Raw genomic sequence first — 15,079 nt, forward strand, 5'->3', positions numbered from 1 at the left:
AGCACAATATAGGGTTTAACATTTCGTGGACTAAATAGCTGCACCAGTGAATGCTCAAGTTAATCGCTATCGGTAGGGGCAATTTAATACCATAGCATGGGCCTAAAACCCTACATAAGCTATTAAATTACCTATAATAAACAGGCTCTAACTTTCTATTTCCCACGCGCTGGTGCCCGCTGCAGATAAGTTAGCGGTATTTTTACGTAAAACTTTGTTACCCACATTGATAGATGATTGAGGGCGACTAACCAAATAGCCTTGTACAGAGCTTACTCCCATGCGTTTTACAAGTTCAAACTGCTCGATTTCTTCTACGCCCTCTGCCACTATTTTAAGTCCTAACTTTTGACCTAATTCACTAATAGTATTAAGGATGTCATTGTACTTTGGACTTTTATCGGCTTGAGAGATAAACGAGCGATCTATTTTTATTACATCAATGGGCAAATCAGCCAATGTACTTAATGAACTAAAGCCAGTACCAAAATCGTCAATAGCAATCGTCACACCTTCTGCTCGAAGCCGCTCAAGCTCTTCAATCATACTTTTACTGGCTTTAATAAACGTAGACTCTGTTATTTCTAGCATTAAAGAATGCGATGGCAGCCCTGTGTTTTTTAGGTTTTTCATTATCCAATCGTACACTGAGCGGTGTTTTAGTTGCACACCCGATACATTAACCGAAATTTTTACTTTGCGCATACCGGCATTATGCCATGCCGCCATTTGCCTACACGACTCATGCATAATCCAATCGCCGAGCTCTAAAATAAGGTTAGACTCTTCGGCAATAGGTATAAACTCCGCCGGTGAAATCATCCCTTCTATAGGGTGATCCCAGCGTGTAAGCGCTTCAAAATAATCTATCATGCAATCTTCTACATGCACGATAGGTTGAAAAGATAAGTAAAAGTCTTTACACGCAACCGCTAAACGCAACTCTTCTAATAAATAGTGATAGCGGCGCATTTTATTACCCATCTCTGGGGAGTACACTTTAAAAATGCCTTTACCATCGCTTTTTGCACGGTACATTGCCACATCGGCCAATTGCAATAATGCTTGTGGTGTTGATGCGCTCTCTGGGTACGCCGCTATACCAATACTGGCGCTAATTTTTATTATTTTATTACCTAGTACAAAGTCCTTTTCAAGCTCACTGAGTACGTGCTTAGCAATATCGACTACTTTATTATCGGTATCTACTGACTCAATAAAAATTGAAAATTCGTCACCGCCTAAACGTGATAAATTTTGCTCTAACTGATTCGCCTCGTTAATATTACTTAACTTATGATGGCGTAATACGTTGGCTAAGCGCGTAGCAACCTGTACCAAAATTTCATCACCAAAGCTGTGGCCAAACGAGTCATTTACCTGTTTAAAGCCATCTAGGTCAATAAACAATAAGGCGCATTTAAGCTGCTCTTCATCAGTAAAATTTATTTGCCTATCTATATGCTCAATATAAGCATGGCGGTCAATGAGCAAGGTTAGCTTATCTTGGCAGATACTTGTTTGTGTTTGCTTTAAATAATTAGCAACATGGGTATTTAAATTGTTTATTGACTGGCTCAAATTACCCAGCCCTGATGGGTTGTCGTGTTGGGGTTGTAGGTTAAAGGCAACAAGCAATTGATTAGCGTTGTTATTCAGCTGTGCAATTTGATGCTGATAAGAGATTTTTTTACGCTCTTTACGAATAATTGTAAAGCCAACAAACAATACCATACACACCAATATAAAGTTTATTGGCGACGTTAAAGTCATTAAAATAAGCTTTGTTGCGTTTGCAGCGATAAATTCCGAGTCGGTAGTTTTAACTAACAAAAAATCGGCAGAAGGCTGGTGTATTAAATAGTGCCCATTGAGCATAGGGTTATACCAAGGCGCCATTTCGAGCGTTGTATCTACAATATCAAAGTGGCGTAAATCTATATCAGGGTTGAATAAATTAATGCGGTTAATCTGGTTTGTTAGTTCGATGTTTAAACAAAAGCAAAATAAGATAAATACAAAAAAAATGCCGCCTAAGGGTTTAAATTTATTCATCAATAAAATCCATCTAAATTACTTATCCTATAAACCCGTTACTAAAAGACGATTATATCGCCTGTTTTTAGTACTAAGCAAGCCATAGCACAGTCCTTATTCATTAAAATTTTAGAACTGTACTCAAAAAGAATAAATTAATGCTTAATAATTAACTAATTATAGAGTGTGATGAATAAAAATAAACCACTTTGTTAAAGTTACATATTTTGGCTTAACAACTTATAGCTGCCATGCATAGCTAACTTTTGTAAAAAATGTGCGTTGATCTCTTTCAACGTGTTTTAGGGAATCGTCTTGATAGCTTTTATCTGAGTAGCCTAAGTAAAATAATGTTTGAGCATTAATTTTGTACGAGTAAACTAATTGGCTGCCGTAGTCTTTATTAATGTGGCTAACTTGGTAGTAGTAGGCGTCTTTATTTCTATCAATGTCTTCAAATTGCAATATAAGCTTGAGCATAGCGCGCATGCTAAATTTATAATAAAGCCTAAAATCTAATAAGTTAGCAGTATAAACTCGCTCCCCTTGAGGGTTATCTAAAACGCTGTAGTTATGTGTAGCGTCTACTTGCCAATGATCGTTTATATCCCACGTAAGTTGTGTTTGCGTTGCATACGAATCGCCAATTTGCTCATTGGCGTAATCAATGCGGCTGCCATACTCGCCATAAAACGAAAGCCATATATTATTTTTAGGTTTAAAGCCCGTATAAACAAAGCCAATATTTTGGTTATAAAAAGCATCATTATAGTTTTCATAACGATGCAGTAAGCCAATTTCAAAAATAGACTGCTTTTGCCCTTTTAATGTTATAAATCCTTGGTATTCTTCTTCAAGTAGGTCGCCATTTTGCGCCCATGTTTTATCCCAATCAGCCTCATAAGACCATGACGTTAATAAGCCAGACTCATCTGCATACCAGGTTTGTCCGCCCCCAAAGCCTACGTTCTCATAATCTACTTTTTCTTGATAACCTAAGTCAGTGCGATAATCTTTACCTATGTTTTCGTAGCTGGCAAACAAATTGTAGTCACGTTTATCACGGGTAAACTCTATAGCGTACGCTTCATCAGATTGAGTTTTAGATAAGTTATAGTTACTTGTTAAAAAATCAGAGTTTTTAGAATCTGTTCTAGCTACCTGGTAGGTCAGTAGATCTGATTGATTAAACCAATAGCTGCCATCGACAGAAAGCACTGTATTGTAGTAATCATCGCTTTCGCGGTGAGTCGTACTTAGCCCTATAGTGCCTTGTTGGCCAATATCGTATTGATAACGCGCTGCTGCTGCATGGGTTTTATCCTCTAAAATTGCAAAACCAGAGCCTTGATTTGTAGGCAATAAAATATTGCTATTATTGTCATCGGCATACATAAATGCATAGCTATGTTGCCCTGTTTTACCTGTTAATTTTGCCCCTACTTCAGGCTCTGCAATAGTGCGGGTATACAATAGTTCAAATAAACTGCTTTTAAAGTAGGATGCGCCATCTAAAAAAAATGGTCGTTTTTCTGCATAATAAATTGAGTAGGTGGTATTTACATCTAGGGCTAACGCATCACTTTCTATTTGCGAAAAATCTGGGTTTATAGTGGCATTAATTACCGCATCTTGTGTAACCCCCCAGCGTAAATCAAGGCCAGCTTCGGTGTCTATATCGCCATTATCCCAGGGCCCTGGCAAGGTAGCTTTTGAATCATTTCTGAGCGCCGTAAGTGTGGGCGTTAGTTGCAGATTTTTGCTGGCTTTTATATTTTTAAAACCATTTAATTTATCAAACTGACATAAACTGCATTTTATATCTCGGTCAAACCCCATATTTGAAAGCTGATACAGTACATCACGTTGGTAATTTCGCATAAGGGCAAAGCCCCATGTTAAATCTGTTTTATTTTCAGGAAATCTTAGCGCTTTAAAAGGTATACGCATTTCAACCACAAACCCTTGGTCGGTAATTTGCCCTGCGCTATCCCATATTGCATCCCAAGACGGGTCTGATTGCCAGCCATCGGTGTCACTCATTCGCGTATCACCTTGCGCACCCAATGGATTTACATAAAATTCGTAAGCTGAACGTTCGTCGTTAAAAGTGTCAATAATTAAAATAACCGTATCATCTTGCCAAAGCGTATCTCTGTCGCGAAGAGAAGCTGTTATTTCGCTCGGCTGTGGATCTTCGGCTACAAAAGCAACATATAAGTTGCTGCCATCTTCATACATGTAAGCATCAGTTTTAACCGGTGGGGCGCCCTTTTCGTTAGGCTCATCTTGAAATGCTATAGGAACTAAAGTGGCATTTTGCCAGTGGGGCTCATCAATTACGCCATCTACAGTAATATCTGCATTTATATGTACAAGAGAATGCTGCTGTTTTTCACTGGCATAAAGGTGGTTAGAAAATAAAAGTGCTAATAAAAAGGGGAATAAAGCACTGCATTGTTTTTTTATAATTATTAAGTACTGCATAAACATCCATTTAGACGTATTTACCCTTAAAAGGTAAACTTATTTATGCAGTGTAATTTAAGTCAGTACATTTGTTAATAGCTTGATACTAAAAACAATAGCTTTTTTAACTAATTAATATTAAAGGCTTAATTTAAAAGCTAGGTTTCAATTAATTTAAGCTTATTAGCCACACCATTCCAACTATCGGCATCAGCAGGCGCTGGTTTTACCTCAACAATGCGTGGCCACACCAATGCAAGCTCAGCATTAAGCTCGGTAAACTCTTTTTGGTCTTCCGGCAGCTCGTCTTCTTGGTAAATTGCTTCAGCTGGGCACTCTGGTACGCATAATCCACAATCTATACAATCAATAGGGCTTATTGCTAAAAAGTTAGGGCCTTCGTAAAAGGCATCTGCAGGGCACACTGCCACACAATCTGTGTATTTACACTTAATACAGTTTTCGGTGACCACAAACGCCATAATAGTTTAAACCTAGTAATTAATTATCTACAGCGCGATCATACCCAACCCCATTAAAAACACAATAAATATGTGCCATCTGCGGTCAATTTAACGTAATATATGCGCCCTTAATGTATAGCCATTACGTGCCCTACACTTCTTATTGTGAGCGGATACTATTACCGCTAAGACACCTAAAAGAGATAACAATGATACGTTTAACCGAAATAAAGCTGCCGCTTGATCATAACGAAGACGCTATAGGCCAAGCCATAGTTGATAAACTAAAAATACAGCCAGCGCAGCTACACAGCTACAATGTGTTTAAACGTGGGTACGATGCACGTAAAAAAACGGCTATTTTACTTATTTATACCCTCGATATTGAAGTAGATAACGAAGAAGCGCTGTTAAACGCATTTGCTAAAGATCAGCACGTAAAACCAGCCCCCGATACCTCATACAAATTTGTTGCCCACGCCCCCGCTAACCTTACTGAGCGCCCTGTAGTTATTGGCTTTGGCCCGTGTGGATTATTTGCGGGCTTAGTGCTGGCTCAAATGGGTTTTAACCCTATTATTTTAGAGCGCGGTAAAGAAGTACGCGAACGCACCAAAGACACCTTTGGCTTTTGGCGTAAACGCACCCTTAATACAGAGTCTAACGTGCAGTTTGGCGAGGGTGGCGCAGGTACATTTTCAGACGGTAAACTATACAGCCAAGTAAAAGATCCAAAACATTACGGGCGTAAAGTTATCACCGAATTTGTAGAAGCCGGCGCACCAGATGAAATTTTATATGTAAGTAAGCCACACATTGGTACGTTTAAACTTGTTACCATGATTGAAAAAATGCGCGCACGTATTATTGAACTTGGTGGCGAAATCCGCTTTAGTACCCGCGTAGACGATATTCATATAGATGATGGACAAGTAACAGGCTTAACGCTTTCAAACGGTGAAAAGCTCAATACCCGCCATGTAGTACTTGCTGTGGGACATAGCGCCCGTGATACCTTTAAAATGATTCACGATAAAGGCATTTATGTAGAAGCGAAACCGTTTTCTGTGGGCTTTAGAATCGAGCACAAGCAATCGATGATTGATGAGTGTCGTTTTGGGCCTAACGCGGGTAACCCCATTTTAGGCTCTGCTGATTATAAACTCGTTCACCATTGTGATAATGGCCGCACAGTTTACAGCTTTTGTATGTGCCCAGGAGGGACTGTTGTAGCCGCCACCTCTGAAGAAGGCCGCGTAGTAACAAACGGTATGAGCCAATACTCTCGGAGTGAGCGCAATGCAAATAGTGCCATTGTAGTAGGTATTACACCTGAAAAAGACTTCCCTGGTCACCCGCTTGCCGGCATTGATTTGCAACGTAAACTAGAAGAGCAAGCCTATGCATTAGGCGGTAGCAACTACGATGCACCAGCACAGTTAATTGGCGACTTTTTAAAAGGAAAAGCATCGGGCGATTTAGGTGATGTACAACCGTCGTTTACACCAGGAATAAAGCTCACCGATTTAGCAAATGTACTCCCGCAGTTTGCTATCGATGCTATACGCGAAGCCATTCCAGCCTTTAATAAGCAAATTCGTGGTTTTTCTACAAACGACGGTTTATTAACAGGGGTAGAAACCCGTACATCATCACCTATTAGTATCAAGCGCGATAAAAGCTTCCAAAGCATAAATACTAAAGGTTTATACCCAGCGGGTGAAGGCGCCGGTTACGCAGGTGGTATTTTATCTGCAGGTATTGATGGTATTAAAGCGGCTGAAGCCGTTGCACTTTCAATGTTAGAAAACGCTTAACCCTTTTAAGTTATTAATCAAAAACCTCACTTAGTGAGGTTTTTTTGTTTAAACCTTGAGCTAAATTGAGGCACAAAAAAACCCGAGTAACCTCAGGTTTTTTTTAAAGCGTTACACTTTGTAAGCTTACTTTTTAAGGGTAAGCTTGGCGCCTTTTAAGCTTTTACGCACATTTGAAATACGTGAGCGATTTACCGCACGTGCTTCGCCTGTTGCTTGGCCTGTTGGCTTATTAGTACGGCTACGGCGTAAATGCGCTGGTTTTTTACCTATTTTATCAATAAGTACTTCACGGCTACTTACTTCATAACCCTCTAAGTAAACACGTTTGATTTTTTGGCCAATTAACGACTCTATTTCAAACAAGGTGTTTTCTTCTTCGCGGCTTACAAACGAAATTGCTTGGCCTTGATTACCAGCACGACCTGTACGGCCAATGCGGTGTACGTAATCTTCTGCAAGCCATGGTAAATCAATATTAATTACTCGTGGTAGGCCTTCAATATCAATACCACGCGCTGCAACTTCGGTAGCCACTAAAACACGTACTTTGCCTTCTTTAAATTCACGAAGTGCACGGCGGCGGTTACCTTGCGATTTATCACCATGACATACAGTGGCAGGAATACCATCAAGGTTAAGCTCTTTAACCAGCTCATCCGCCGTTTCTTTCATGTTTACAAACACAAGTACCTGTTGCCAGTTCTTTTTACCAATCAGCTCAGAAAGCAGCTCTTGCTTACGACGCTCTTCAACAGGGTACACAACATGCTGTACCGTACTTGCAGTACTATTAGTTTGATCTACGCGAACAATTTCAGGCTGTTTTAATACTTTTGCTGCAAACTGCTTAATAGCCGCTGGAAAAGTGGCTGAGAAAAGTAAAATTTGGCGCTGCTCGTCACAACTTTTAATAACACTTTGCATATCTTCAATAAAGCCCATATCAAGCATACGGTCGGCTTCATCAAGTACTAAGTGTTTAACACTTGCTAGGCTTAAATTACCTAAACGAATATGATCAAGTAAACGCCCTGGAGTTGCAACTACAACATCTACGCCGTCTTTAAGTGCATTTGCTTGGCCTGCGGTATTAACACCGCCAAATAGGCTCACTACTTTTAAAGCGGTATGTTTTGCATAGGCTTTAAAGTTATTTGCTATTTGCTCTGCCAGCTCACGAGTTGGCGCAAGCACTAACGCGTGCGGAGCATTGCTTGTGCTTAGCTCAGATTCAGTTAATTTTTGGATGATAGGTAAAGCAAACGCAGCCGTTTTACCTGTGCCTGTTTGGGCACTTGCTAAAACGTCTTTACCTTTACGAACAGCCGGAATAGCTGAACGCTGAATGGGCGTAAGGGTGTGGTAATTAAGTTCGTCTAACGCCTGAATAAGTTCAGGGGAAAAACTAAAAGATTTAAAATTCATGCTGTATAACCTGCGGCCACATTTATCAAGGGTCGCAAATTATACAGCAAAAACGCGTCAACAGTTAGTGATTAGTGTTTATTAATACAAACTTATCACTAAGATAGGATAAGCACATCATCGTTATTTAAAACGTTAGCTTTATTGCCCACAATATCATCAACGTTAAGCTCGTTTATTAAGGCCTCGCCTTGTGCTTGTTGCTCATCGCTCAGTGGCACATACGGTAATCTAAATACGGGATTTACCGCGCCTGTCATCATCATTGCGGTGTTTATTGCAATCGGGTTTGGCTCGCAGAATAGCCAGTTCATTAAAGGTTGTAATGAGGTATTTAACGCATCATTTTTAGTATCCATTAACTGGCGGAACAACCCTGGTATAAGATTAGATGTAACCGATATAACACCGTGTGCATTGTGCGTGTGGCGTGCATCGTGTGCTTCGTCATCGTTACCTGACCAACACGCAATGCCTTGCTGTTCGTAATGGGCAATACGCTCGTTACCACCACATTCTTTTACACCAATTAAATTAGGGTGTTTTGCTAATGGCTCAATAATATCAGGGGTTAAATCTTGCCCTGTGCGCCCTGCTACGTTGTAAATAAACGCAGGGCCTATATCGAGTACACGTTTAAAGTGCTCGTTAACACCGGCAATAGAGGTGCGGCCATAATATGGGTTAATTTGCAGCGCGGCATGCATACCACTTGCAAAGCCATACTTAGTGGCTTTAATAGCTTCGCGGGTATTATTGCTACCCGTATTCCCTACAATCACGAGCTTATCGCCATATTTATTTGCACTGTGCGCGATAAGCATTAAATGCTCTTCCCAGTTCATTAGCTGGCCTTCGCCGGTTGTACCACCAACCACAATGCCATCTACACCCGCTGCAATTTGTATTTCAACGAGTTCATCGTACTTTGCTAAATCTATTTCACCATTGGCTAAGTATGGGGTTTTAATGGCGGTAATTAAGCTTGCTTGTTTAATTTGTTCTAGGGTGCGCATAAAAATTCATTATTTATAAAACTTGCGCTATTTGTAACATACTTGCACGCATTTTTGCAGGCCTAAGCGAATAATAAACGTAAAATGGCTTGTGTTATTTAGTTTGATAATACAAAATACAAACACTGTACATTTAAACAGTATTTGTATTTTTAACTTTAAGCGAGCCATTATGCGTTTATCTGACTACTTAGCCACTCATTTTTATAACACCGATGAGCTTTGTCATGCTTTAAATATTGATGCCGAGCAACTAGATACATGGCAGCAGCAAAGTATTTTTCCTAAACCAAGTTATTGCATAAAAAGCCAATTAAGTTGCAGCTCGTACTCTGGTTTGTATGAATGTGAAGAGTACGATGACTATTACCCGCGCGGCTGTGTAAATTGGGGGCAAGGGCTAATAAAACAAAAAATAGAATCCTCTAGTAATGCCTTTAATTACTTTGCGCAGCAGTACACGGCAAGCCTGAGTAAACTTGCCCAGCAAGGCTTTAGTTTTGATGAAGAATTATTTGGCTGCGAAATAGACGAGCATTTACAGCAAGTGTGGCAACAGTTTTTATGCAGCAAATACGGCGTACTGACACAAAACGGTTTAATTGACGAAATAGTATGTGTGGATATAGGCCGCTTGCTGGTAGACGATATTACTGAATTGCGCACTAAAGGAAGTTTAAACCAGCAAGAGCGTACGCAGCTTCACCCCGCGATGAAGTTACTCAATAAAGCATTAGGCCACGGCGCCGATCACGAAAAACAACACACATTGCGTGCCCGTTACATAGATGCACTTATTTTAAAGTACGATTTATCGATTAAATAAAATGGCTGAGGTTTTAATACGAGGTGGGTATTTAAAAGACTAAGTAACGCAAATGGCGATGTATGCTTACGCCGCCACTGTATTTTACTTATTAACTAATATTAAGAGTGCTTTTTACTAGCCGATGGTGTTGTACACATCAATATTACTGCTTGTTACAAGCCCGGTAACTTGGGTACCAAATGCTTTGTAGTGAGGCTCTTGTTTATGAGCTTCAAAGTGTTCTTGCGACGCCCACTGCTCACTTACAAGGTACTCGGTTTTGTCTGAGTCACGTTTAACCGACAACTCGTAACGCAAACAACCCACTTCTTGACGTGAATACTTTTGCAGATTTTCGAGCGCAGTTAAAACAACCTCTGCGTCGATATTTTTGCTCGCTATAGTGGCAATTACCGTTAACATACGGAGTCCTTTTAAAAAAAAAGTGCAGCTTTGCTACACCTAATGTTGTTTTACGTATTTTATTACTGATCCCACTGCGGCGCAAAATCAGGCGTAGCTTGGCGGTCGCCACAATCAAGTCCGTCAATACGAGCAATGTCTTCAGCGTCTAACTTAACATGGTCATTAAAGTTATCTTCTAAGTTTTTACGCTTAGTTGACGATGGAATGGTGGTCATGCCGTTGGCATTAATCCATGCAATAACTACTTGCGCTGGCGATGCCTCATGCTTATTGGCAATATCAATAATAGTTTGATCTTTAAGTACTTTACCAACTACAAATGGCATATACGCTGTAACGTGAATGTCGTGCTGGGCACAAAAAGCGCGTAGCTTAGTATTGGTTAAATACGGATGCACCTCAACTTGGTTAGTAAATATCTCACGCGAATCAAGTGTTTGCATTGCTTCGTTTAAGTTGGCAATAGTAAAATTAGATACGCCAATATGTTTTGTTAAACCAAGCTGCTTAGCTTTTAAAAGCTCAGTTAGGTACTCACTCATTGGTTCATCATTTGAAGGCGCAGGCCAATGAATAAGCAGTAGATCGACAGAGTCTACTTGTAATTTTTCAAGTGACTTTTCAACGCTGGCAATAAAGTCAGTTTTGTTAAGCTTGTTGTTCCACACTTTGGTGGTTAAAAATATTTCGCTGCGCGGAATGTTACTATCTTTTATGGCTTGGCCTACTTGCTCTTCGTTACCATAAATTTGCGCAGTATCAATATGACGAAACCCCACTTCTAACGCCATTTTTACTGAATTGTAGGCGGTATCGCCTTCTAAACGGAATGTTCCCATGCCTAAATCTGGCATTTCTATTACACGTTGTGTCATGGCTCTATCCTTATAAAATAATCGGTTAAAAATACAAACTGTTTAAAGTTTTACGAAATACACCTTTTACTTCTTTTGTGTTGTCACCTAAAAATTTATGACCTCAATACAGGTAATGAGGTCATAAATTTAAGTTTCAACCTTAACAGAATACTTTATGTTTGTTTCACTTCTCGCTTATCAAGCATGCCACTGTAACGAGTTACTACTAATGCAAGAGCGGAAATTGCTGCGCCAATCCAAGCGGTATCTTGAAGTGACATACCCTCTACTACACTGCCACCAATAATTGAGCCCAGTGCGATACCAATATTAAACGCTGCTATGTTTAAGCCCGATGCGACATCTACCGCATTAGGAGTATGCTTTTGCGCCTGTTTTACGACATAAAGCTGTAAGCCTGGTACGTTACCAAACGCAAATGCACCCCATACTAAAATAGTCAGTACGGCCGCTACTTTTGATTCCATCGTAAAAGTAAAAGCCAATAAAATAATTGTCAGCGCGCTAAATATAATACTCAGTGCGCTAATTGGGCCGCGTTTATCAGCCAGTTTTCCGCCCCAAATATTACCAATGGCTACCGATACACCGTAAACCAGCATGATTAAACCAATCGCTGAAGGAGCAAAACCTGTTTCTTGCTCTAAAATAGGTGCTAAGTAAGTAAACGCAGTGAACGTGCCGCCGTAACCTAAAATTGTCATTAAATATACGAGTAATAAGCGCGGCTTAACAATAACCTGGAGCTGCTCTTTAAACGTTGCCGGAATAGACTGTTTTAAGTTTTTTGGTACTAAAATAGCGCTGCCAATTAAAGCGATTAAACCCAGTACTGACACCACTAAAAACGTTGCTCGCCAGCCAAAGTGTTGGCCAATCCAAGTCCCTAGTGGCACACCCGTCACTAGCGCTACAGTAAGTCCGGTAAACATAATAGCAATAGCACTGGCTTCTTTATCTTTACTTACTAAGCTTGTGGCAATCATTGAGCCAATTGAGAAAAACACCCCGTGAGCCAAGCCTGTTAGAATACGCGCTAGTATTAATGTTTCGTAACTAGGCGCTTGCCATGCAAGTAAGTTACCCAAAACAAATAAGCCCATTAAGCTTATTAGTACAATTTTACGGTTCCAACGCCCAGTTAGTGCGGTCAGTACTGGTGCACCAATGGCAACCCCTACTGCATATAAACTAACTAGCAAACCGGCTGAAGGTAGGCTTACGCCTAAATCGTTTGCAATAGTAGGCACTAATCCCACTATTACGAACTCGGTTGTTCCTATTGCAAATGCGCTTAAGGTGAGCGCCCACAAAGCCAATGGCATAATTAAATCCTCATTATTAGTTAAGACTTACAGTTTGACTAAAAATGTGTTTGCAAAAAACAGCATTAGTGACAAAATACTTTTGTAATTAATGCAAAAGTAAGGTACTAACGTATGGCTCAGCATGCAAAAACCGAAGACTTAGAAATGTTTTTAACGGTAGTAGATAGCGGAAGTTTTTCAGCAGCAGCTAATTTGCTTGATCAGCAAGTAGCAAAAGTGTCGCGGGCCGTGTCTCGCCTTGAAAACACGTTACAATGTACATTACTAAATAGGACCACTCGCCGATTAGAGCTAACCGAAGAGGGCCATACCTTTATTAAATATGCTCGCGATGGCTTAAACACTTTACAAACCGGCGAAGAAGCAATAAAGCTTTTAAAACAAGCTCCTAGTGGAAAATTACGTATTGATGCAGCAAGCCCCTTTGTACTGCACCAATTGGTACCTTTAATTGCTGAATTTAATACGCAATACCCCCACATTACGCTCGATATAACCTCCCACGACAGCATTATAGATTTGCTCGAACATAAAACCGACTTAGCAATTCGTATAGGTGAGTTAAAAGACTCTAACCTACATGCAAAAAAGCTCGGCGTAAGTAAATTGCATTTAGTTGCAAGCCCTAGTTACCTTAAACATACACCGGTTATTTCTCACACCAGCGACTTAACCCAGCATAAACTCATTGGTTTTACCGACTCGCCTAAACTTAATAACTGGCCGCTAAAATCGCCCATAGCTTTAAATTTTGGCCTAACCGCAAGTAGCGGCGAAACTGTACGCCAACTATGCTTGGCAAACCAAGGGGTGGCGCTGCTTTCGCACTTTATGATTGGTGATGATTTAAAATCAGACAAACTAATAGAAATACTGCCAGGGAGTATCAGCACGCCAAACAACCGCGAAATTGTGCAAGCGGTGTATTACAAAAACAGTGCTGTATCGTCACGTATAATGGCCTTTTTAGACTTTATAAAACCACTGCTGAAATTGTAAGTGACGTTTTTATACCAAACGCTTAATTAAGTAATCTATATTGAGGCTGGAAAAACGTGTTGATAGCTAAGCAAAAAATTGGCTATTTCGTTGTTCTCAGCAATTGCTCCTGCATCCATGCAGTCGTAAATGAAAATTTTTTAACGCAGGTAGCGACACGTTTAGCCCCGCAATATGATTAAGTATAATTGTGGATTGGTTTTAAGCCCAAGGGCAGCATACTAACACCCTAAATAAAAAGGAATAAAATGGACTCGTTAACGCAGGTAGTTTTAGGTAGCGCAGTAGGTTACGCGGTATTAGGTAATAAAATTGGCCGGAAAGCTGCTTTATGGGGTGCTGCTTTAGGTACTTTACCCGACTTAGATGTTTTTATTCCTTATGGCGGGCCAGTGGAGGCATTTACTTATCATCGCGGTTTTAGCCATTCGTTTATTGTGCACTTATTAATTAGCCCCCTTATTGTTTGGCTTATTTTAAAAATACACTCCGGCATGCAAATACATAAGGCGCGCTGGTTTTGGCTGGTATTTTTATGTTTATCGACCCATGCATTACTCGATAGCTTTACAGTATATGGTACGCAATTAATCTGGCCGCTTAGCGAGCACCCTTTTGCTATTTCAAATATATTTATAATCGATCCCCTGTACACCCTGCCGTTATTGTTGGCCTTTCTGTGCACTTTAATACCTAAAATACACACACCGCGCATTTATAAAATTAACGCCGCTATGCTTGTGCTCAGTAGCCTTTATTTATGTAGCTCTCTTATTTTAAAAGTAATAATTAACAATAAAATAGACGCCGCGTTTGCACATAAACACATACACATTAATAACTATGTGAGCACCCCCGCCCCGCTTACAACCTTGCTATGGCGAGTTGTTGCAATGTCTGATGGGCAATATTACATAAGTTATGCCTCGGTATTTGACTCCCCTGAAGAGGTTACAATAAACCGCTATAACACAAGCCCCGCTTTACTAAACGATATTAAAAATGAATGGGGCGTACAACGCTTACAATGGTTTACTAAAGGTTTTTATAGCGTGAAAGAGCAGCAAAATAAAATTGTTTTATCCGACTTACGTATGGGCATAGAGTGTTATTACGTATTTAATTTTGCAGTTGGTGAAAAAACCAACAAAGGAGTGCAGGTAAGCAACTTTGAAAAACTAAATCAGCGCTCAAATTTAAGTAGCCTAAGTAAAGTGTGGGGTAGAATTTGGAACCCTGATGTCAGTTTAGCCCCGCCCTATGCAGATAAAAATTGTATGAAAACGCCTTAACACTCTGATTATAATTGCATTCATTAATCTGAGCTGGCGTTAAAATATTTAAGTTTGCTTTCGCTAGCTAAAAATTTTAAGTGAAAACAAAACAAATTAGCAGCTTGAGATAGATTT

The 15,079-nt window shown here is 40.0% G+C and carries 12 protein-coding genes; 4 read left to right on the forward strand and 8 right to left on the reverse strand.

Features of this window, described 5'->3' with window-relative positions:
• Nucleotides 1-147: 147 nt before the first annotated feature.
• The 3 genes from EJ103_RS17240 to fdxA all read right to left on the reverse strand — a co-directional run bounded on the left by EJ103_RS17240 (nt 148) and on the right by fdxA (nt 4,988).
• Entirely contained in the window at nt 148-2,055 is a 1,908-nt protein-coding gene (locus tag EJ103_RS17240; protein WP_126008955.1) for a GGDEF domain-containing phosphodiesterase, read from the reverse strand.
• A gap of 222 nt (nt 2,056-2,277) precedes the next feature.
• On the reverse strand, nt 2,278-4,524 hold the full coding sequence (locus tag EJ103_RS17245) for a carbohydrate binding family 9 domain-containing protein (RefSeq protein WP_126008957.1): 2,247 nt from the start codon (nt 4,522-4,524) through the stop codon (nt 2,278-2,280).
• Nucleotides 4,525-4,664: 140 nt separating this feature from the next.
• On the reverse strand, nt 4,665-4,988 hold the full coding sequence (gene fdxA, locus EJ103_RS17250) for a ferredoxin FdxA (protein ID WP_029774458.1): 324 nt from the start codon (nt 4,986-4,988) through the stop codon (nt 4,665-4,667).
• A 191-nt stretch (nt 4,989-5,179) separates the two neighbouring features.
• Between fdxA and EJ103_RS17255 the strand changes: the two genes are divergently transcribed.
• Complete coding sequence (locus EJ103_RS17255; protein WP_024031796.1) at nt 5,180-6,787, forward strand: NAD(P)/FAD-dependent oxidoreductase; 1,608 nt, start codon at nt 5,180-5,182, stop codon at nt 6,785-6,787.
• A 126-nt stretch (nt 6,788-6,913) separates the two neighbouring features.
• Here the strand turns inward: EJ103_RS17255 and EJ103_RS17260 are convergent, their stop codons facing one another.
• Entirely contained in the window at nt 6,914-8,215 is a 1,302-nt protein-coding gene (locus EJ103_RS17260; protein ID WP_004586461.1) for a DEAD/DEAH box helicase, read from the reverse strand.
• A 98-nt stretch (nt 8,216-8,313) separates the two neighbouring features.
• The gene (gene dapA / locus EJ103_RS17265; RefSeq protein WP_126008959.1) at nt 8,314-9,231 is read right to left on the reverse strand and encodes a 4-hydroxy-tetrahydrodipicolinate synthase; all 918 of its coding nucleotides are present in this window, start codon (nt 9,229-9,231) and stop codon (nt 8,314-8,316) included.
• A gap of 172 nt (nt 9,232-9,403) precedes the next feature.
• Between dapA and EJ103_RS17270 the strand changes: the two genes are divergently transcribed.
• A complete protein-coding gene (locus EJ103_RS17270) occupies nt 9,404-10,057 on the forward strand; it encodes a DUF6058 family natural product biosynthesis protein (protein WP_126008961.1) in 654 nt (217 codons plus the stop codon).
• Nucleotides 10,058-10,174: 117 nt separating this feature from the next.
• On the opposite strand, the gene EJ103_RS17275 is transcribed toward EJ103_RS17270, so the two are convergent.
• The 3 genes from EJ103_RS17275 to EJ103_RS17285 form a co-directional block, all read right to left on the reverse strand.
• Nucleotides 10,175-10,462 carry a putative quinol monooxygenase gene (locus EJ103_RS17275; RefSeq protein WP_126008963.1) on the reverse strand — a complete coding sequence of 96 codons (288 nt, stop codon included), beginning with the start codon at nt 10,460-10,462 and terminating at the stop codon, nt 10,175-10,177.
• 62 nt (nt 10,463-10,524) lie between these two features.
• Nucleotides 10,525-11,340, reverse strand: a complete 816-nt coding sequence (gene dkgB / locus EJ103_RS17280) for a 2,5-didehydrogluconate reductase DkgB (RefSeq protein ID WP_004586484.1) — start codon at nt 11,338-11,340, stop codon at nt 10,525-10,527.
• A gap of 155 nt (nt 11,341-11,495) precedes the next feature.
• Nucleotides 11,496-12,668, reverse strand: coding sequence for an MFS transporter (locus tag EJ103_RS17285; RefSeq protein WP_126008965.1), 1,173 nt, complete (start codon nt 12,666-12,668; stop codon nt 11,496-11,498).
• Between the two features lie 114 nt (nt 12,669-12,782).
• On the opposite strand from EJ103_RS17285, the gene EJ103_RS17290 reads away from it, so the two are divergent.
• Nucleotides 12,783-13,670: a LysR family transcriptional regulator gene (locus EJ103_RS17290; RefSeq protein ID WP_126008967.1), complete on the forward strand. Its 888-nt coding sequence runs from the start codon at nt 12,783-12,785 to the stop codon at nt 13,668-13,670.
• Between the two features lie 248 nt (nt 13,671-13,918).
• On the forward strand, nt 13,919-14,962 hold the full coding sequence (locus tag EJ103_RS17295; RefSeq protein WP_126008969.1) for a metal-dependent hydrolase: 1,044 nt from the start codon (nt 13,919-13,921) through the stop codon (nt 14,960-14,962).
• Nucleotides 14,963-15,079: the final 117 nt, after the last annotated feature.

The organism is Pseudoalteromonas sp. Xi13 (genome assembly GCF_003952205.1).
GTDB lineage: Bacteria > Pseudomonadota > Gammaproteobacteria > Enterobacterales > Alteromonadaceae > Pseudoalteromonas > Pseudoalteromonas atlantica.